This is a genomic window from Leifsonia aquatica (assembly GCF_014190775.1).
In the GTDB taxonomy this organism is placed as follows: domain Bacteria; phylum Actinomycetota; class Actinomycetes; order Actinomycetales; family Microbacteriaceae; genus Leifsonia; species Leifsonia aquatica.
In genome coordinates this window covers 707,485-726,517 of the sequence record NZ_JACHVP010000001.1, presented here as the reverse complement: position 1 = coordinate 726,517, position 19,033 = coordinate 707,485, and the positions used below count along the sequence as shown (strand labels likewise).

At 72.4% G+C, this 19,033-nt stretch carries 15 protein-coding genes; 5 read left to right on the top strand and 10 right to left on the bottom strand.

The window, feature by feature from the left end; all coding sequences use genetic code 11:
- Nucleotides 1-31: 31 nt before the first annotated feature.
- Complete coding sequence (locus tag FHX33_RS03440; protein ID WP_021758231.1) at nucleotides 32-1,105, top strand: phosphotransferase; 1,074 nt, start codon at nucleotides 32-34, stop codon at nucleotides 1,103-1,105.
- Here the strand turns inward: FHX33_RS03440 and FHX33_RS03435 are convergent.
- Both FHX33_RS03435 and FHX33_RS03430 read right to left on the bottom strand, forming a co-directional pair.
- The gene (locus FHX33_RS03435) at nucleotides 1,036-4,323 is read right to left on the bottom strand and encodes an ATP-dependent helicase (RefSeq protein ID WP_246397033.1); all 3,288 of its coding nucleotides are present in this window, start codon (nucleotides 4,321-4,323) and stop codon (nucleotides 1,036-1,038) included. The genes FHX33_RS03440 and FHX33_RS03435 overlap by 70 nt on opposite strands.
- Nucleotides 4,324-4,417: 94 nt before the next feature.
- Nucleotides 4,418-7,573 carry an ATP-dependent helicase gene (locus FHX33_RS03430; protein ID WP_183428167.1) on the bottom strand — a complete coding sequence of 1,052 codons (3,156 nt, stop codon included), beginning with the start codon at nucleotides 7,571-7,573 and terminating at the stop codon, nucleotides 4,418-4,420.
- Nucleotides 7,574-7,699: 126 nt separating this feature from the next.
- Here FHX33_RS03430 and FHX33_RS03425 point away from each other — a divergent pair, with 126 nt between their 5' ends.
- Nucleotides 7,700-7,924: a DUF3107 domain-containing protein gene (locus FHX33_RS03425; protein ID WP_021764265.1), complete on the top strand. Its 225-nt coding sequence runs from the start codon at nucleotides 7,700-7,702 to the stop codon at nucleotides 7,922-7,924.
- A gap of 9 nt (nucleotides 7,925-7,933) precedes the next feature.
- A complete protein-coding gene (locus FHX33_RS03420; RefSeq protein WP_021764264.1) occupies nucleotides 7,934-8,236 on the top strand; it encodes a hypothetical protein in 303 nt (100 codons plus the stop codon).
- Between the two features lie 35 nt (nucleotides 8,237-8,271).
- Here the strand turns inward: FHX33_RS03420 and FHX33_RS03415 are convergent, their stop codons facing one another.
- Nucleotides 8,272-8,988: a ferritin-like fold-containing protein gene (locus FHX33_RS03415; protein ID WP_039923158.1), complete on the bottom strand. Its 717-nt coding sequence runs from the start codon at nucleotides 8,986-8,988 to the stop codon at nucleotides 8,272-8,274.
- Nucleotides 8,989-9,111: 123 nt separating this feature from the next.
- Here FHX33_RS03415 and FHX33_RS03410 point away from each other — a divergent pair, with 123 nt between their 5' ends.
- Entirely contained in the window at nucleotides 9,112-10,632 is a 1,521-nt protein-coding gene (locus FHX33_RS03410) for a DEAD/DEAH box helicase (protein WP_183428166.1), read from the top strand.
- 70 nt (nucleotides 10,633-10,702) lie between these two features.
- Here FHX33_RS03410 and FHX33_RS03405 read toward each other — a convergent pair whose 3' ends face one another.
- From FHX33_RS03405 to FHX33_RS03395, 3 genes are all read right to left on the bottom strand, one after another.
- Nucleotides 10,703-11,890 (bottom strand): aggregation-promoting factor C-terminal-like domain-containing protein, encoded by a 1,188-nt coding sequence (locus FHX33_RS03405; protein WP_183428165.1) that lies wholly within the window; start codon nucleotides 11,888-11,890, stop codon nucleotides 10,703-10,705.
- Between the two features lie 78 nt (nucleotides 11,891-11,968).
- Nucleotides 11,969-13,090, bottom strand: coding sequence for an aggregation-promoting factor C-terminal-like domain-containing protein (locus FHX33_RS03400; RefSeq protein ID WP_021764063.1), 1,122 nt, complete (start codon nucleotides 13,088-13,090; stop codon nucleotides 11,969-11,971).
- A 59-nt stretch (nucleotides 13,091-13,149) separates the two neighbouring features.
- Complete coding sequence (locus tag FHX33_RS03395) at nucleotides 13,150-14,022, bottom strand: PHP domain-containing protein (protein ID WP_039923014.1); 873 nt, start codon at nucleotides 14,020-14,022, stop codon at nucleotides 13,150-13,152.
- A 24-nt stretch (nucleotides 14,023-14,046) separates the two neighbouring features.
- Here FHX33_RS03395 and FHX33_RS03390 point away from each other — a divergent pair, with 24 nt between their 5' ends.
- Nucleotides 14,047-15,570, top strand: a complete 1,524-nt coding sequence (locus FHX33_RS03390; RefSeq protein WP_021764065.1) for an aminopeptidase P family protein — start codon at nucleotides 14,047-14,049, stop codon at nucleotides 15,568-15,570.
- 47 nt (nucleotides 15,571-15,617) lie between these two features.
- On the opposite strand, the gene dhaK is transcribed toward FHX33_RS03390, so the two are convergent.
- Genes dhaK through FHX33_RS03370 form a run of 4 tightly spaced genes read right to left on the bottom strand, consistent with a single transcriptional unit; the run spans nucleotide 15,618 to nucleotide 18,979 of the window.
- Nucleotides 15,618-16,613, bottom strand: a complete 996-nt coding sequence (gene dhaK, locus FHX33_RS03385; protein ID WP_021764066.1) for a dihydroxyacetone kinase subunit DhaK — start codon at nucleotides 16,611-16,613, stop codon at nucleotides 15,618-15,620.
- A gap of 37 nt (nucleotides 16,614-16,650) precedes the next feature.
- Complete coding sequence (gene dhaL / locus FHX33_RS03380) at nucleotides 16,651-17,298, bottom strand: dihydroxyacetone kinase subunit DhaL (protein WP_183428164.1); 648 nt, start codon at nucleotides 17,296-17,298, stop codon at nucleotides 16,651-16,653.
- A gap of 39 nt (nucleotides 17,299-17,337) precedes the next feature.
- Nucleotides 17,338-18,114: an HAD-IA family hydrolase gene (locus FHX33_RS03375; RefSeq protein WP_183428163.1), complete on the bottom strand. Its 777-nt coding sequence runs from the start codon at nucleotides 18,112-18,114 to the stop codon at nucleotides 17,338-17,340.
- A gap of 4 nt (nucleotides 18,115-18,118) precedes the next feature.
- A complete protein-coding gene (locus FHX33_RS03370; protein WP_021764702.1) occupies nucleotides 18,119-18,979 on the bottom strand; it encodes a class II fructose-bisphosphate aldolase in 861 nt (286 codons plus the stop codon).
- Nucleotides 18,980-19,033: the final 54 nt, after the last annotated feature.

Here is a 19,033-nt window from a genome sequence, read left to right as displayed (position 1 = left end):
CACGCGCGGATGTCCATTTAGCCTAGGAACCATGGCCAGATCCCACCTCACTCTAGCCGCGCTGGCCGCTTCGGCCGTGCCCGACCTCGTCGTCTCCGGCGCCCGCAGCTACTCCCGGGACGGCGCAGGCGAGTTCGATGCCGCGCTGCTCGACGAGCGCGACGGCCGCGTCTGCATCGTCCGCGTCCCGCTCTCCCAGTCCGCCGAATCGGAGCAGAGCGCCGACCTCGTGGCCCTGCGCGCGCTGACCGCGGGAATCCGCAGCCGGCTGCCCTTCGACGTCCCGCAGTACCTCGGGCAGGCACCCGTGGGCGGCACCCGCGCCCTGGTCTACGACTTCCTCCCCGGCGAGCACGTCACGGTCGAGGAGGTGCCGCCGGGAGACGGCCTCGCCGGCTCGATCGGTCACGCCATCGCCGCCATCCACACCCTCCCGACCAGCTTCGTCGGCGAAGCGGGACTCCCCGTGCTCTCGGCCGCCGACTCGCTCGGCTCGGCCACCTCCCTCATCGAGGCCTCCGCCGCCACCGGCCTACTGCCGACCGCGCTCCGTGACCGCTGGCGCGACGCCACGGCGGACCACTCGCTCTGGCAGTTCCAGCCGACCGTGATCAACGGCGCCCTCACCGCCGACTCGTTCCTCGTGGACGGCGACTCGGTGACCGCGGTCCTGGGCTGGTCTGCGCTCCGCGTCGGCGACCCGGCACGCGACCTGCACTGGCTGCTCGCCATGAACCCCGAGGCGACCGACGGCGCGCTCACGGCCTACGCCTCCGCCCGTCAGGTCGCGACGGATCGGCAGTTCACGCAGCGCGCCATGCTCTACGCCGAGCTCGAGGTCGCACGCTGGCTGCTGCACGGCCGCGAGGTGCGCGACCAGGACATCGTCGACGACGCGGTGACCATGCTCGACGGGCTGGTGGATCGGGTGCACAGCAACGCGGTGAACCCGCTCTCGAACGCGACCGGCCCGATCATGGCGATCGGCGACGTCGAGGCGATGCTCGACCGCACCCCCGGCGACCGAGCGGAGGGCTACGGCCGTTCGGGCGGGATGAAGCCGGTGGCAGAGGACCAGAGCGAGCGCAGCTCCTCCTCCTCGTAGAGCCGTTCCGGCCGGACCACCTGGTCGTCCGCGACGAAGTAGAAGACGGCGTCGATGAGCGCCGGATCGACGCCCGAGTACCGGGCGAACGCGAGCCGGTAGAGCGCCAGCTGCAGCTGCTTGCGCTCGAGGTCCTCGGCGTCCCGCGGCGCCTTTCCGGTCTTCCAGTCGACGATCTGGTACTCGTGCACCCCGTCATCGCTGCGGTAGACGGCGTCCAGCTTGCACACCACCACCTGCCCGGCGAGGGTCACGTGGATCTCGAGCTCGACCTCATCGGGGCGCCTCCCCGCCCACGTGCTCGCGGCGAACGTCGCCTGGAGCTCGGCGAGCCGGTCGGCCTCCAGCAGCTCGGCCGCCGGATCGTCGAGCTCGGTCGCGGCGGCGTCGAGTTCGTCCGCCCCGCCCGCGGGTGCGCCGAACCGCTCCTCCACCCACCGGTGGAAGAGCGTGCCGAGACGCGTCTGCCGGTACGGCCGCTCGGGCATCGGTCGACGCAGCGTCGCCGCCACGGTCTCGGGGTCGGAGATGTAGTCCTTGAAGCGCGAGGCCGGGATGCGGGTGGGCAGCTCGACGAGACCGGCGTCCTGTGCGCGCCGGGCGCGTTCGGCGAGCAGCAGGTCGAGGTCCCGCGCGTAGACGCCGCCCGTCGATGCACCGCGTTCGCGGCGCTCGCGCACCGCCTCCGCCGCGGCCTGCACCCGGTCGCGGCGCGTCCCGAGCGGGTCGAGCGGCCAGGTGAGGGTCTGCGCGGTCAGGGAGAGCGGGTTCTCGTCGGGCTCGTCGCAGTCCGGGAAGGCGTCCTCGGGCAGGAGGCCGGCGGCCTGGAGTTCGAGCAGGTAGGCGCCGGGGCCACGCGGCCGGGTCTGGGTCGACCAGTAAGAGCCGGTGAGGAGGAGACGCTTGCGCGCCCGGGTGACGGCGACGTAGATGAGCCTGCGCTGCTCCTCCAGATGACGGCGCAGGTTCTCCGCCTCGAACGCGTCGATGGACTCGTCGATCTGCTTCTGGTCCTCGGCGTTCCGCCAGGCGAGCACGGGCAGCTCCGCGGAATCGCCGCGGAACTCGTTCGGCAGTTGACCGAACGCGAGCCAGCCTTTGCGGCTCTGCGGCGGCCCGGGCAGTTCGCCGTCCACCAGGCGCGGGACGGCGACGACGTCCCACTCGAGTCCCTTGGCGCCGTGGATGGTCAGGATCTGGACGGTGCCGGGCTCCGGGTCCTCGCTGCGCGGTGCCAGGTTGTCGCGTTGCTCGGCCTCGGCGAGCCAGGCCAGGAACGAGCCGAGCGTCGCCCGGTCGTCCGCGGCGAGGTACGAGGCGACCTGCTCGGCGAAGGCGTCGAGGCTCGCCTGGCCGAGCTGCGCCGACTCGTTGGCGGCGACCTCGACGTCGAGCAGGAGCTCCTGCTGCACGAGGGTGACCAGATCGAGGAGGTCCAGGCCGACACGCGATCGCAGCCGGTCGAGCAGGCGGCCGGCGTCGCGCATCCGCTCCAGCCCGACCGCGCTGATGTCCTCGAGCTTCGTATGGCCCTCCGGCGCCTCCACAACGAAGTCGAGGGCGTCGACGAGCGACGCCGACTCCTCCCCCGCGACGGATCGCCGTAGCCGGTCCCGCACCTCGGGGTCGAGCTCCTGGAACCGGTGGTCGCGCGTCGAGAGCCAGGACGCGACCCGGCGGAGCCCGGCGATGTCCTTCGGGCCGACCCGCCAGCGAGCACCGGTGAGGAGCCGGATGAGCTCGGACCCGGCCGTCGGGTCGTGCATCACGCGCAGGGCGCTCACGAGGTCGGCGATCGCCGGCTGCTCCAGCAGACCGCCGAGGCCGAGCACGTGGTACGGGATGCCGCGGCGCGCGAGGGCCGCGGTGAACACGTCGATCTTCTTGAGCGAGCGGCACAGCATGGCGGCGCTCGGCGGCACCCCATCGGCGTCGCGGTCCGCGATCCGCTCGCCCAGCCAGGCCGCGACCGACTCGGCCTCGTCCGCCACGGTCTGCCCGAACTCCGCTGTCAGCTCGCCGGTCACCGCGCCGGGCCGAGGCTGCAGCAGCTCGACGTGCACCGGGGCCGCCGCCGAGAGCGGGGCGACCAGGGTGTTGGCCGCGTCGAGGACGCGGGTGGGGTTGCGCCAGCTCGTGCTCAACGCGTATTCGTCGGCGCCGCCGTGCTCGACGCCCGGCCGCTGCCCGGTGAAGTCGGCCGAGAACCGGCCGAGGTTCGCCGCGCTCGCACCGCGCCAGCCGTAGATGGACTGGTGCGGATCGCCGACGGCCATGACGGCCTGCCCGGCGAACAGGGTCGAGAGCAGCCGTGTCTGGACGACGGAGGTGTCCTGGTACTCGTCGAGGAGGACGACCCGGAAGCGGCGGCGGTAGTCGTCGACCACGGCGGGGAGCCGCTCCGCGATCGTCAGGGCGAGCGCCACCTGGTCGGAGTACTCCACGAATCCGCGGCGCCGCTTCTCGTCGGCGAACGCTTCGGCGAGCGTGAGCAGGGGCGGCAGGGAGCCGACGGCGGCGACCGCAGAACGGACGGAGGCGTACACGTCCTTCACCCGCCCGTTGCCCGTCGGCAGCTCGACGATGCGCGAGAACCCCTCCACCATCCGCTCGACCTCGGCGGCGTCCGCGACGTTCTCGCTGAGCGCCCGGCTGAGCGACAGGACCGCACTGGTGACGGCGTCCACACCGCGCTCCAGGTCGACGAGACGCTCGTCGGTGCTGCCGACCACGAGTCGGCGGGCGAGCTGCCACGCCGACGCCTCGCTCAGCACGGCGGACTCGGGCTCTCGCCCGATCAGCAGGGCGTTCTCGCGGAAGATCGCGTTCGCGAACGCGTTGTAGGTCGCCACCTCGGGCGCCTCGAACGGATCGAACGCGATGTCGGTCAAGCCCGAGGCGACGAGCTGCTCGATCCGGGTGCGGATGCGCGCGGCGAGCTCGCCCGCCGCTTTGCGGGTGAAGGTGAGGCCGAGGATCTCGGGGACGCGGGCGTGGCCGTTGGCGAGCAGCCAGACCACGCGATTCGCCATCGTCTCGGTCTTGCCGCTGCCCGCCCCGGCGACCACGATGGCGGGACGCACGGGCGCCTCGATCACGGCCTGCTGCTGGAGGGTCGGCTCCGGCAGGCCGAGCGCGCGGGCGATCTCCACGGCGCTGACCGGGCGCACCGCACGCTGCTCGCGCTCGGTCCCGGCCTCCGGCTCGTCGAGGGTCATGGCCTGCTCGACCAGGTCGAGGTCGGCCTCCGCGGCGGCCCACTCCAGCACGTTCTCGTCGTTCACGCCCGTCCCTCCGTCATCGCGCCGCCGGTCATGCGCTCACCGCCGGCACCAGGTGGATGCGGTACTCGTACTTCGCGTGCGGGTCGCGGTCGCCGAGGTCGACGACCCCGGCGAACGTCGCCGCCGCCATGCCGGTCGCCGCGTCGGCGACCCGCTGCTTGAGACGCTCCAGACCCTCGGGATCGACCCGGTCCTGGGCGACCTCCCGGTATCCCTTGCCGCGCACGCCCTTGGCGACGAACAGCAGTTTCGCTCCACCCGACGGCAGGCCGTCCGCGACCTCGATGGCGCCGTGCTCCAGCGCGAGCTGGTAGGCCCCGAGCTGCGCGTGCTCGGCGGCCTCCGCCGCGGTCGGCGTGCGATTGCCCGTCTTGAGGTCGACGATCACGACGGTGCCGTCGGCCGTGCGTTCCACGCGGTCGATCGTGCCGCGCACCAGCGCCCGGCCGATCCGCAACTCGAATTCGCCCTCCGAGCCGAGGAGCGCGCCGCCGGCGCGCTCGAAGTCGCGCAGGTACTCGGAGACGCCGTGGGCGAGCGTGCGGGTGCGCCGCCGCTCCTTCTCCTCCAGCCACGGGGACTCGAAGCTGAGCTCGCTCCAGCGCCGCTCGATGCCGCCCCACAACCGCTCGACGCTCAGGTCGCGGTCCTCACTCGTGCTCGCCTCCTCCATGACGGCGTGCACCACCGTGCCGATGCCGGCCGCCAGGCCGCTCGGCGACGAGGCCATCGAGTCGACGAACCAGGCCAGCGGCGACTTCTCGAACGTCTCGAGTCGCGACGGCGACACCCGCACGACGGCTTCCTCGTCGCCGAGGTCGACGAGCGGATCGCTCGTCGACGGCTCGATGAGGCCGTACCAATCGGCGGGGTCGGCTCCTTCGACGTCGGCATCCGCCAGTCGCGCGAGCGCCTCGGCGGCGTCGGCCGAGCCGGTGGTCGCGAGCCGGCGGCGCAGCCGGCCGACCATTCCGCGCAGCGACAGCGGGTGGATGCCCTCGTCGCGGTCGTCGACCGACAGCTCGCCGGGCAGGCGGAGGAACGGGGACGGCTGCTCGTCGTCGTTCGCGGTGGCGGTGAGGATGACCTGGCCGCGGGCACGGGAGACCGCCAGGGCGAACATGCGGAGCTCGTCGCCGAGCACTTGGGCGCGCTGGTCCTCCGTGGCGGTCTCGCGCCCGTCGAGGGCGTCGGCGAGTTCCTGGGGGTGCAGCAGGGAGCCGCGCAGCCGGAGGTTCGGCCAGACGCTCTCCTGCAGGCCGGAGACGGCCACGACCTCGAACTCGCGACCCACCGTCGCGCTCGGGGTGCAGACCAGCACGGCCGGACCGGCGGTCTGCGCGGCGAGGGTGTCCTCCGGGACCTCGGCACCCAGCAGCTCGACGACGAAGTCGGCGGCCGGACGCTCGGGGTACCGCTCGACGAATCGCCGGGCGGCCGTGAACAGGGCGACGACGCCGTCCAGGTGCCGGTTGGCCTCGTCGGCCACGATCCCGCTCCGCTCCGACTGCTCCAGCCAGCGGCCGGCGAGGCCGCTGCGCTCCCAGGTGTGCCAGAGGAGCTCCTCGATCGTCGCGCCGGAGGCGGCCTTCTCGCGACCCGCGCGCAACGTCTCGGCCAGGCGGCCGGCACGGCGGGCCGGCGACGAGTCGATGGTCGCGAGGTGCGCCGGGTCGGCGAGCGCCTCCACCAGGAGGTCGTCACCGGACCGGTTGCCGTCGCCCGCGAGCTCCTCCTGACGGAGGGCGAGGCGCAACCGTCGCAGGCTGACGGCGTCGAGCCCGCCGAAGGGGCCGAGGAGCAGTTCGGTGGCGACCGCGGGGGTCGGATCGACGGCTCCCACCTCGACGCCGGCGACCGTGATGAGCTGCCGGGCGGCGTAGTCGTCGCGGAGGGCGCGCCCCGCGATGCTCGTCTTGGTCGGAACCTCCGCGACCGCCAGCGCACGCGCCAGACCGGGCACGTGCGCCCCGGAGCGCACGACGACCGCCATCTCGTCCCACGAGACCCCGTCGAGCAGGTGGCGCTCGCGTAACCGGCGGGCGAGCCGTGCCGCTTCGGCCGGCGCGGACGCGGCGAGGATGCGCAGCACCTCCGGGGGCGCATCGTCGTCGGACGGCGTCCGGTCGTTCGCGCCGGAATCGGCGGGAGCCGGGCGCGCGGACGCGGCCAGTCGCTGGACTCCGGCGGCCGCCGTGCCGATGCGCTCCGTCACGCGCACGGTGAGCTCGCGCAGCGCCGGGGTCTGCCGGTGTGCCGCACCGAGCACGAACCGTTCGACCGGAACGCCGACGCGGGACCCGAGCTGCCCGATGGCACCCGTCTCCGCGCCGCGGAAGGTGGTGGAGGCGACGTCCGGGTCGCCGAAGGCGATGACGGCGACGCCGCGCTCGGCGAGCGCTCGCAGGAGGGCGACGGTGGCGACCGTCGCCTCCTGCAGGTCGTCCACGAACACCGCGCGCAGCCGGTCGAGCGCGCTGCCCTCGCGGACCACGGCGACCGCGGACGCGATGAGCTCGGCCGAGTCCACGAACCCGCCGCGGTAGCTGTCGACGACGGCCTGGTACTCCGCGAGGAACCGGGCGGCGGCCCTCCACTCGTCGTGCCCGGTGATCGCCCCGAGCTCCGAGAGCCGCGACGGCGTCACTCCGTGCTCCGCGCATCGCGCCATGAGCTCGCGCAGCTCGGTGCGGAATCCGCGGAGCGAGCGGACCTCCTCGACCAGCGGCTCCGGCCAGACGGGTCCGGTGCCGTCTTCGACGTGGCCCGCGAGCAGCTCCGCGATGATCTGGTCCTGCTCGCCGCCGGTCAGGAGCCGCGGGGGCTCCTCACCCAGGCGACGGGACCGCGCTCCGACGAGCTGGAAGGCGAGGGAGGTGGCGGTGCGCGCGAGCGGACCGTTCGTCGGCACGCCGAGCCGCAGCGCGATCCGGTCGCGCAGCGCGGTGGCGGAAGAACGGGAGGCGCTGAGCGCGAGGACCTCGTCGGTCCCGTAGCCGCGGCCGAGCACGCGATCGGCGAGCGCCTCGACCAGTGTCGTGGTCTTGCCGGTGCCGGGAGCCCCTAGAACGGCCGCGGACGCGCCGTCCGCCAGGCGCAGCAGGGTGGACTGGGTCTCGTCGAGGACGGGGTCGCCGCTCGCCCTGCGCCGGTCGGCGCGCGGGCGGAAACCTCGGGTCGTCATGTCCTTCACGGTATCGGCGTCCGCCGACAGAGAACGTGACCCGGCGCCGCGAGCCGTGTGCCGTAGTCTGAACTCACATCGGGCGGTCGGTTTCGAGACGGCCCAGACACACCGGAAAGGCACGTCGTGGAGATCCGCATCGGAATCGTCAACGCCCCCCGCGAGCTGGGATTCGAGTCGGCGCAGTCGCCCGACGAGATCGCCCAGCAGGTGGAGACCGCCGTCAACAACGGCACCGGCGTCCTGCGCATCACCGACGACAAGGGCCGCATCTACGTGGTGCCGACCGCGGGCATCGCCTACGTGGAGATCGGCGCCGAGGAGTCGCGCCGTATCGGCTTCGTCGGCTAGATTCCCGTCGTGGAACTCCTCTTCGTCGCTCTCGGCGGAGCCGTGCTCGGACTCGGCGCCCGCTACCTGCTCCCCGGCCGTCACACGCACGGCGCCGTCCTCATCCCCGCCCTCGGCGTGATCGCCGCGAGCGCCCTCTGGGTCGCGCTCACCTGGGCCGGGCTGAAGTGGAACGGCGGCTGGATCTGGTGGATCACGCTGCTCGGCACGGCTGCGATCGTCGCGGTCGTGGACCTCGTGATCGGGCGCGTGCGCGCCGATCACGACGAGAAGCTGCTGCACACGCTGGCGAAGGGCGCCGTCGCACGCTGACCCGCTCCGGCGGCGCACCGCACGGGCGGTGAGGCTCAGGCGGTCAGGCCCAGCGCGTCCATGCGGCGCGTGTGCGCGGCGATCAGCTCGGTGAAGATCGGCTCGATCCGCTCGTCGTCGGTCGCACGATTGCCCGAGAGGTGCAGGGCCGACCGTGCCACGAGGAGGGTGTCGCCGACCAGGCGCCGCCCCCACATGGCCAGTCGCGAGGGCAGCTGCGGGTCGGCCTCGATCTCGGCGCGCAGCACCTCCAGCACACCCTCCTGACCCGAATCCGAGCCCAGGAGCTGCCCGACGCGCGGGCCGATGTCGCCCGGGAGCCCGGCCGCCAGCCGGATGAAGAAGTCGTCGAGCAGTCCGCCCGTCACGAGGGCGGAGAGCAGCGTCTCGCGCCAGTCCGAGCCCACGATGAGCGCGCTGAAGCCCTCGATCTCGTCGGCGAACGGCTTCATGACCTCGCCGGGGTCGTCGCCGCGGCGACGGATCTCCGCCACGATCCCCTGGTGCTTCGACAGGGCGTTCCCGGCCGCGGCCGCCACCAGTTCCTTCCCGCGCAGCGAACCGCATTCGGCCGCGACGCGCGACAGGGTCTGGAACTGCTCCAGCTGCAGGTACGCCGCTTGGCCGAGATACGGCAGCAGATCGGGCATGACCTCGTGGAGGTCGACCCGCACGGCCGGCGCGCGATCGGCGCGAGGGGCGAGACGGGGCAGCTCGACCGTGGAGCGTCGGCGCGTGAACCAGGTTGACACGTACAGCAGTGTAACGGGGTCGTCCAGTAGGCTTGTCGTGTCCGTCGGCGTTGGATCGACGGCTCCTACGCCTGCGACACGAACAGGGCGTAGACCTTACGCAACGAACGACAGGCATACCTTTTGACTTTCTCCGAACTCAACATCGACCAGGACATGGTGGACGCCCTCGCCGCGAAGGGCATCGTCGAACCGTTCCCCATCCAGGCGCAGACCATCCCCCTCGCGCTCAGCGGCCAGGACATCATCGGCCAGGCCAAGACGGGCACCGGCAAGACCTTCGGCTTCGGCCTCCCGATCATCCAGCGCATCGGCATCGACCCCGCGCCCGGCGTGAAGGTGCTCGTCGTCGTCCCCACCCGCGAGCTGTGCGTGCAGGTCGCCGAAGACCTCGAGCTCGCCACCTCCAACCGCTCCACCTCGGTCGTCAGCATCTACGGCGGCAAGGCCTACGAAGGCCAGGTCGAGCAGCTGAAGGCCGGCGCCCAGATCGTGGTCGGCACCCCGGGCCGTCTGCTCGACCTCGCCGGTCAGCGCCTCCTCGACCTGAAGCAGGTGCAGGAGGTCGTGCTCGACGAGGCCGACAAGATGCTCGACCTCGGCTTCCTCGCCGACATCGAGAAGATCTTCCAGCAGGTCCCCGCGACGCGCCACACGATGCTCTTCTCGGCGACGATGCCGGGCCCGATCGTCGCCCTCGCGCGCCGCTTCATGACGCGTCCGGTGCACATCCGCGCGACGGACCCGGACGAGGGTCTGACCCAGGCCAACATCAAGCACGTGGTCTACCGCGCGCACTCGCTCGACAAGGACGAGGTCATCGGCCGCATCCTGCAGTCCGAGGGCCGCGGCAAGACCGTCGTCTTCACGCGCACCAAGCGCGCCGCGGCGAAGCTGGTCGAAGAGCTGAACGACCGCGGTTTCAACGCCGCCGCCGTGCACGGCGACCTGAACCAGGAGCAGCGCGAGCGCGCGATGGCCGCGTTCAAGGCCGGCAAGAAGGACATCCTGATCGCCACCGACGTGGCCGCCCGCGGCATCGACGTCAACGACGTCACCCACGTGATCAACCACACGGTCCCGGACGACCACGACACCTACCTGCACCGCGCCGGCCGCACCGGCCGCGCGGGCAAGACCGGTATCGCGGTCACCTTCGTCGACTGGGACGACCTGCACAAGTGGGCGCTCATCAACCGCGCGCTCGAGATGGGCCAGCCGGAGCCGGTCGAGACCTACTCGTCGAGCCCGCACCTCTACGAGGACCTCAACATCCCCGCCGGCTCCAAGGGCCGCCTGAAGAGCACGCCGGTCGTCAAGACCGAGGGCTCGCGCTCCGGCGGCTCCCGCTCCGAGGGCTCGCGCTCCGGCGGAGCCGCCCGCGACGGCGAGCGTGCCGGGGGCAACCGCAGCCGCCGCCGCACCCGCGGCGGCGAGGGCTCGGCCGAGGCGACCACCGCCGACGCCGGCGCCACGGCGAGCACTGCGACGGCCACCGCCGAGGGCGGCGACCAGAACGTCGCGACCGGCACCCACGACGGGGGCGGCTCCCAGCACCGCGACGGCAACAGCGCACCGCGCCGCCGTCGCCGCCGTTCGCGCGGCGGAGCGTCGAGCGCTCCCAGCACTCCCCCCGCGAACTGAGCTCCGATTCGCAGTGAAAGGCGGCGGCCCCGAGGGGGTCGCCGCCTTCTGCGTCAGTACCTGTTCCGCGTCAGTACCAGTTGTGCCCGAGGTGGAACGACCAGGCCGCACACGGGCTGCCGTAGCGGCCCGAGATGTAGCTGAGACCCCAGTTGACCTGCGTGTCGGCGTTGGTCATCCAGTCGCCGCCCGCGCTCGCCATCTTGCTTCCGGGGAGGGCCTGCGGGATGCCGTACGCGCCGCTCGACCGGTTGTAGGCGTCGGCGCGCCAGCTCGATTCCTTGGTCCAGAGCTTGATGAGGCAGCTCATCTGCTCGCCTCCCCAGCCGTAGGCGGGCAGCCGGCTGGCCGCGTAGGCCTGCGCCGCGGCGGGATTCACGACCACGCCGGGAGGCGGTGCCGAGCTGTCGGCCCCGCCGCCCGAACCGCCGCCGGTGGAACCGCCGCCGCTGCTTCCACCACCGCCGGAGCCACCGCCGCCGCCGGTGCTGGCCGGCTGTTCGGCGGCCTTGCGGGCGGCCTCGCCCTCCGCGTACTGCCGCTCGACCGAGGCCTGGGTGTTCTTGAGCGAGGCGAGCTGCGCGTACAGGGTGTCCGCGCGGGTCTGCTGATCGGCGAGAGCGGCGTCGGCCGCGGCTTTGGCCGAGGCGGCAGTGTCGTACGCCTTCTTCGCGTCGGCGTCACGCTGCTGCCGGACGGTCTGCGCGGCGGCGGCCTGGGTGCTGAGCGACGACGCCAGGTTCCTCTGCGCCGTGGCCCGCTGGAGGAGTGCGTTGGATCGCTCGGCGAGCTTGGACACCGCGCCGAGCTGGTAGAGCAGGGAGTCGGTTGTCGCCGTGCTGTCGCTGAGGAACAGCCGGACGGAGACGTCCGAGCCGCCGCCCCTGCTGAGCTGGGCAGCGAGAGTGCCGCTCTGCTTGCGCAGCGTGTCGGCCGCCGACGTCGCGGTCGCCGCCTGGGAGGCGAGGTCCGTCGCCTTCTGAGCGGCCGCCTGCAGGGCGGCTTGGGCGGCATCGAGCTCGGCGGCCCGCTGGATGGCGGCGTCGGCTGCGGTGTTCGCACTGCTCTGCAGCCCGGCGAGCAGGCCGTTGATGCGGTCGACCTGCGCCTGGGCCGAGGAGGCGTTCGCCTTGGCCGCGGCGACCTCGTCCCAGCTCGGATAGGTCGTCTCGGCCACTGCGGGGCCCGTCACCTCGGCGGTCACGAGACTCGCGACCAGCACGCCGACCGCCGCCGACCGCGTCAACACCCGTCTCACCCGCACGCCCTCCCGGCTCACCCCTGTGCCCCAGGCTATGCGACCCGCCGGCCCAGCGTCGACTCGGGCCGCTACGGCTCAGTACCAGTTGGGGTCGTGGCTCATCTCGAAGTTCCAGGCGGCGCAGGGCGATCCGTAGGCCCGGTTGATGTAATCCAGCCCCCAGTTCACCTGGGTGTTCTGATTCGTCATCCAGTCGGCCCCGGCCGACGCCATCTTGCTGCCCGGCCACGACTGCGGGATGCCGTAGGCGCCGCTCGACGAGTTGTACGCGTCCGCGCGCCAGCCCGACTCGTGGTTCCACAGCTTGATCAGGCATCCCATCTGGTCCTGGCCCCAGCCGTAGGCGGCGAGGCGGCTCGACGCGTACGCCTGCGCGGCGGCCGGGTCGACGACCATGCCCGGCGGCGGCGCGAAGCCGTCGGAGCCGCCCCCGGGATTCGCCGCGGCTTCGGCGGCAGCCTTCGCCGCCTCCCCCGCCGCATAGCTCTGCTCGACCGAGGCCTCGGTGTTCTTCAGCGTCGCGAGCTGGGAGTAGAGGGTGTTCGCGTGCGACTTCTGGTCGGCGAGTTCGGCCTCGGCCGCCGCCTCGGCGTCCTTGGCGGTCTGGTACGCCTTCTTGGCGTCGGCATCGAGCTTCGTGCGCACGGTCTCCGCCGCCGCGGCCTGGGTGCTGAGCGCGGCGGCGACGTTCTTCTGCTGGTCGGCCGCGGCGAGGAGCGCCGTAGAGCGCTGGGTGAGCTTGGACACCGCGCCGAGTTCGTAGAGCAGCGACTTCTGATGGGTCGTGCTGCTGCCGAGGAAGAGGCGGAGGGTGACGTTCGAGCCGCCGGCGCGCACCAGCTGCGAAGCGAGGGTGCCGCTCTGCGTGCGCAGGGTGTCGGCCTGGGCCGTCGCGGCCGTCGCCTGCGCCGACAGGTCGTCGGCCTTCTGCGTGGCCGCTTTCAGCGCGGTCTCGGCCGCGCCGTACTCCCCGGCACGCTTGATGGCCAGGTCGCCGGCCGCGTTGGCCGCGGTCTGCAGCCCGGCGAGCAGCGCGTTGATGCGGTCCACCTCGGCCTGGGCGGCCGTGGCGTTGGCCTTCGCGGCCTGCACGTCGTCCCATGAGGGGTAGGACGTGTCGGCGGCGGCCGGTGCCGCTCCTCCCGCCAGCACGAGCGCGCCGATCAGCGCCGTCGCCGCAGCAGAAGCCGTCCACATCCGTCTCACCCGAGCACCTCGCCTTTCCGTCCCCCGCGGTCCAGGCTAAGCGCACCTGGTCACGGAGCGTAGAAGGGCGCCGCGCCTGTCGCTTCTTCGATCATCCGGTCGAGGACCGCAGGATCGGTGGTGTTCTCCCCCAGCCGGTTCGGTTTGCCCGCCCCGTGGTAGTCGCTGGAGCCGGTGAGGGCGAGGCCGTAGCGTGCGGCCAGCTCGCGCAGGCGCGCCTTGCCGTCCTCCGTGTTCTCGCGGTGATCGACCTCGAACCCGAAGAGCCCGGCATCGACCAGGCGGCGCAGGCGGTCTTCCGGTATCACCCGGCCGAGACCTCCCGTCGCGGGATGCGCGAGCACCGGGATGCCCCCGGCCTCCCGGATCAACCGCACGCCCGTCAGCGGTTCGGGGGCGTAATGCGGCTGGAAGTACCCGCTGCGCCAGTGCAGGATGCCCGCGAAGGCCGCGCTGCGGTCGACGGCGAGACCGCGGGCGACGAGGGCGTCGGCGATGTGCGGGCGGCCGACCGTGGCGCCCTCGGTGGCCTGGGCCATCACGTCGGCCCAGGTGATGTCGTAGTCCTCGCCGATGCGGCGCACCATGTCCTCCGCGCGCCGCATCCGGCCGTCGCGGATGCGCTGCGTCTCGGCGACGAGGGCAGGGTTCGTCGGGTCGAAGAGGTAGCCGAGCATGTGGACGCTGGCGAACTCGATCCGCGTGCTCAGCTCCATGCCCGGGATGACGGTGATCCCGGCCTCGGCGCCCGCGACGGCCGCCTCGGCCCAGCCCGCGGTGGAGTCGTGGTCGGTGAGGGCGACCGTGCCGAGACCGGCGCGGGCCGCGGCGTGCACGAGCTCCGCAGGGGTCTCCGTCCCGTCCGACACGCTCGAGTGCGTGTGGAGGTCGACGGGACCGCGGAACCGTCGCTCATCAGCCATGCACTCCATCCTAGGAGTGGGAGAATGGTCGCCATGTCGTCCCAGCAGTCCACTCCGTCCCCCGCCGAGACCGAAGAGGCCCCGCGCGCCACCGCGAACCGCTCGACCACACCGGGCTCCGCCGCTTTCAAGGAGTTCATCGGCAGCGGCTGGGCGGAACGGCCGGAGGTGCTCCCGGGAGCACGCGAGCAGGCCGCCTTCGCCGCCCGGCGCAGGGAGCGCGTGTCGGAGCTCTTCCGCGGTCAGCGCGTCATCATCCCGGCCGGCCGCCTCAAGCAGCGTTCCAACGACACCGACTACGCGTTCCGCGCCCACTCCGCGTTCACCCACCTCACCGGGTGGGGCTCGGACTCGGAGCCCGGCAGCGTGCTGGTGCTGGAGCCCACCGCGTCCGGACACGAGGCCACCCTGTACTTCCGGGAGCGCGCCGGCCGCGACTCCGACGAGTTCTACGCGAACCCCGAGATCGGGGAGTTCTGGATCGGCCCGCGTCCCTCGCTCGGGCAGGTCGCGAGCGACCTCGACCTCCCGACGCGCGGGATCGGCGACGTCGCCGCCGTGCTCGACGCCGTCGACGGCCGGACGGTGGTCCTGCGTGAGGCCGACCCCGACCTCACCGACCGTGTCGACACCGCGCGCCTCGTGCTGGCGGAGGACGCCGACCCGGAGGACCACACCGAAGACGACCGGCTCGCCCGCGAGCTCTCCGAGCTGCGGCTCGTCAAGGACGACTACGAGATCGGTGAGCTGCGCGCCGCCGTCGCCGCCACCGCGCGCGGCTTCGACGATGTGATCGCCGACCTCCCCCGCATCGTCGCGCACCCGCGCGGCGAGCGCCTCGTCGAGGGCGTCTTCAACGGGCGCGCGCGGGCGGACGGCAACGCGGTCGGGTACGACACGATCGCGGCGAGCGGGCCGCACGCCTGCATCCTGCACTGGACGCGCAACGACGGTCCGGTGGTCCCCGGCGACCTCATCCTGCTCGACGCGGGCGTGGAACTGGACAGCTACTACACAGCGGACATCACGCGGACGCTGCCGGTCGGCGGCACGTTCACCGAGACCCAGCGCCTGGTCTACGAGACGGTGCGGGAGGCCGCGGACGCCGCGTTCGCCATCGTCCGCCCCGGGATCCGCTTCCGTGAGATCCACGCGACCGCGATGGGCGTCATCGCCCGCCGCACCGCCGAGTGGGGGCTCCTCCCGGTCAGCGCGGAGGAGGCCCTGGAACCCGAGAACCAGCAGCACCGCCGCTACATGGTGCACGGCACGAGCCACCACCTGGGACTCGACGTGCACGACTGCGCGCAGGCGCGGCGCGAGCTGTACATGGACGGCGTCCTGGAGCCGGGCATGACCTTCACGATCGAGCCCGGGCTGTACTTCCAGCCCGACGACCTGACCGTGCCCGAGCGGTTCCGCGGGATCGGCGTGCGGATCGAGGACAACATCCTCGTCACCGCCGACGGCGCCGAGAACCTGTCGCTCGCCATCCCGCGCACCGCGGACGACGTCGAGGAGTGGATGGGCCGGCTCGGCGCACGCTGAGCCGGCCGCTCCGCTCGTTCTGACGCCCGGGACTCGGGCGCCGGGCGTCAGAAGATCCGCAGGCCGATCTCCGCTGGGGCGGCGAGCAGCGACTCGATCTCGTCGTCGAGCCGGACGAGCGTGATCGAGGCGCCGGCCATGTCGAGCGACGTGCAGTACTCGCCGACATAGCTGCGGCCCACCGTGATGCCCTTGGCCGCGAGCGACTCGTGGGCGTGGCCGTAGGCGATGTAGAGCTCGCTGATCGGTGTGCCGCCGAGTCCGTTCACCATGAGGGCGACGCGGTCGCCGCGCTCGAACGGCAGATCGGCCACGACGGGCTCGAGCAGCTCGTCCACGAGGGCGTCCGACGGTTCGATCTTCGCGCGGCGGCGTCCCGGCTCGCCGTGGATGCCCACGCCGATCTCGATCTCGTCGTCCCCCAGCTCGAACAGCGGCGAGCCCTTGGCCGGCGGGGTGCACGCGGTGAGCGCGAGACCCATCGTGCGCGTCACGGAATTGACCTTCTCGCCGATCCGGACGACCTCGTCGAGGTCGGCCCCGGCCTCGCTCGCCGCGCCGACCGCCTTCATGACGAAGAAGTTGCCCGCGACGCCGCGCCGGCCGACGGTGTAGGTGGAGTCCTGGACGGAGACGTCGTCGTCGATGAACAGGGTCCTGACCGTCACGCCGTCGGCGAGGCTCATCTCCTGGGCCATGTCGAACGCCATCCGGTCGCCGGTGTAGTTGTTGACCAGCAGCAGCACGCCCTTCGGCGACGCCAGCAGCTTGGTCGTCTCGTAGACGTAGTCCATCGGCGGAGCGGCGAACACGTCCCCGGGGCAGGCGCCGTCGAGCATCCCGCGGCCGACGGTCAGCACGTGGGCGGGCTCGTGCCCGGAGCCGGAGCCCTGGATGATCGAGACCTTGCCGTCGTTCGGGGCGTCGGCGCGCATGATCAGGTTGTACTCCGGCACGTAGCGCAGCGTGTCGGGGTTGGCGAGGGCGATGCCCTTGAGCATGTCGGGGACGTACTTCTGCGGGTCGTTGACGAACTTCTTCATGGCGCTCTCCAGTTCGGGTGTTCGGGTTCGGATGGGTTCAGGATTCGCGAGGCCGGTCCGGCCAGGCCGGGGCGAGCCGCTCGAGGATGACGGCGACCGCGACGGCGCCGGGGTCGGGCGAGCCGATGCTGCGCTCGCCCGTGTACGCGGCCCGGCCGCGCTTGGCCTGCATGGTGACGGTGGCGTCGGCGGCGGTGCGGGCCGACTCGGCGGCGACGGCGACGATCTCGTCGCTGCTCCCGCCCGCGGCGAGCCGGGCTTCGATCGCGTCGGTCATCGGGACGAGTGCGTCGAGCAGGGTCTTGTCGCCCACGTCGGCGTTCCCGCGGGCCTTGATCCCGTCGATCGCCGCGTGGAGCATCGCGACCACGTCGTCGCCGGTCAGCGTGTCCTTGCCCTTGGCGACGGTCGCGGCACGGAGGAACGCGGTCCCCCAGATCGGCCCCGACGTCCCGCCGATGCGGCTCGTGATGGCGACCGCGATCTTCTGCAGGAAGGTGCCGATGTCGGCGCGGTCGTAGGAGTCCCAGTCGGCGAGCACGATCTCGAAGCCGCGCGCGAGCGAGAAGCCGAAGTCGCCGTCGCCGACGACCGAATCGAGGTCGCCGAACTCCCGCTCGTTGTCGACCGCCGTCTGCGCGATCGTGCGGACGACGAACTCCGTGTCGTCGAAGCTCTGGGTCATGGCTGCTCCTTCGGGATGTGTCGGGTTCGGGTGTGCCGGTCAGGGTCGCGGCCGCGCGAGCACGGCGGCGAGGTCGTCCAGGGTCACCAGCTGCTGCGGGACGACGCCGGCCGGCGCGGCGATCACCTCGGCCGGCTCTCCCGGATCGCCGAGCGAGCTCACCACGAGCGACGCGCCGGAGAAGTCCTCGTCGACCGTGTAGGCGCTGACGGTGACGACGACCCGCAGTCCCGCGTCGACCGCCGCGCGCACGCCGTTGCCGCTGTCCTCGATCACCACCGCGTCGTCCGCGGCGAGCCCGAGGCGGTCGAGGGTGAGCAGGTAGATGTCGGGCGCCGGCTTCTTGTGCGGGACGATGTCGCCCGCGAAGACGGCGAAGCCGCTCGCGAGCTCGTCGCCGACCGCGTGCTCGAGCACGGCGCGGACCGAGGGCTCCGCCGAGGTGGAGGCGACGGCGAGCGTCCAGCCGGCCCCTCGCGCCGCCTCGACGATCCGGCGGATTCCCGGGCGGCCGGGCAGCGCGCCCGACGCGACCAGTTCCGTGTAGATGGCCGTCTTCCGCTTGTGCCACTGAGCCAGGAGGTCGCGCTGGCCGTCCGCATCGGACGGCAGACCGTTCGCGGCGACGAACTCCGGGGTCAGGATGCTCGCCATCCGCTCCTTGCCGCCGCCGATCAGCACCTTCTCGCGGTAGTCGTCGTCGCTCCACCGCACCGGCACGCCGAACTCGGCGAACGTGCGGTTGAACGCCGGCAGGTGCCCGTTGCGCTCGGTGTCGGCGAGCACGCCGTCGCAGTCGAAGATCAGCGCCGGCACGGCGTCACCACGCCCGTCCCGCGCTGCCGAAGGTGGCCGCGAGGCCGGTGGTCAGGTCGACGATGTGCCCGCGCACGTCGCGGAAGAGCGACGGCGGATCCCATTTGTCGGCCTCCTCCGCCCCCTTGAGGAAAGCGAGGCTCGACCGCATGAACTCGATCTTGAGCGCCGTCGAGATGTTGACCTTGGCGCAGCCGCGCGCGATGAGGTCGCGGAACTGCTCGTCGGTCATCCCGCTGCCGCCGTGCAGGGCGATCGGCACCCTCGTCCGCTCCACCAGGTCGGTCACCCGCTGGAAGTCGAGCGCGGGCGTCGCGGAGTAGACGCCGTGCGCGTTGCCGATCGACGGCGCGAACACGTCGACCCCGGTCTCCTCGATGAAGGCGACCGCCGTCTCCAGGGTCTGCCGCTGCGGCTCGGTGTCGGCGCCGATGCCGTCCTCGACCCCCTTGATCGCCTCGATCTCCCCCTCGACGTGGGCGCCGTGCCGACGGGCCTCGGCGACGACCTCGACGGTCTGCCGCTGGTTCTCCTCGACGGTCAGCGTGGAGGCGTCGAAGAGCACCGAGTTCCAGCCGCGGTCGAGGCACTCGGTGATGACGGCGCGCTCCGGGCAGTGGTCGAGGTGGAGCGTGACCGGCACCTCGATGCCGGCGGTCATCGCCTCCCACATCGCGAAGAGCACGTCGGAGCCGATCGACTTGACGGTCTTGACCGAGGTCTGCACGATCACCGGCGAGCGCGCCTCCACTGCTCCCGCGAGGACCGCCTCCAGCGTCAGATCGTTGACGATGTTGATGGCGGGGACGCCGTAGCGCTCCGCGAACGCCCGGTCGACGATCTCCTTCAACGACACGACAGGCATGGGATCCTCCTCGTTCCACGCTCAGGGTAGGCAGCAGGCGCGGACGGGCGACAC

Coding starts and splice junctions, on each gene's coding strand:
- dhaK (WP_021764066.1), bottom strand. CDS start 16,613: ATGAAGAAGTTCGTCAACGACCCGCAGAAGTACGTCCCCGACATGCTC.
- FHX33_RS03390 (WP_021764065.1), top strand. CDS start 14,047: ATGGTCGCCATGTCGTCCCAGCAGTCCACTCCGTCCCCCGCCGAGACC.
- FHX33_RS03400 (WP_021764063.1), bottom strand. CDS start 13,090: ATGTGGACGGCTTCTGCTGCGGCGACGGCGCTGATCGGCGCGCTCGTG.
- FHX33_RS03440 (WP_021758231.1), top strand. CDS start 32: ATGGCCAGATCCCACCTCACTCTAGCCGCGCTGGCCGCTTCGGCCGTG.
- FHX33_RS03370 (WP_021764702.1), bottom strand. CDS start 18,979: ATGCCTGTCGTGTCGTTGAAGGAGATCGTCGACCGGGCGTTCGCGGAG.
- dhaL (WP_183428164.1), bottom strand. CDS start 17,298: ATGACCCAGAGCTTCGACGACACGGAGTTCGTCGTCCGCACGATCGCG.
- FHX33_RS03395 (WP_039923014.1), bottom strand. CDS start 14,022: ATGGCTGATGAGCGACGGTTCCGCGGTCCCGTCGACCTCCACACGCAC.
- FHX33_RS03435 (WP_246397033.1), bottom strand. CDS start 4,323: ATGACCCTCGACGAGCCGGAGGCCGGGACCGAGCGCGAGCAGCGTGCG.
- FHX33_RS03430 (WP_183428167.1), bottom strand. CDS start 7,573: ATGACGACCCGAGGTTTCCGCCCGCGCGCCGACCGGCGCAGGGCGAGC.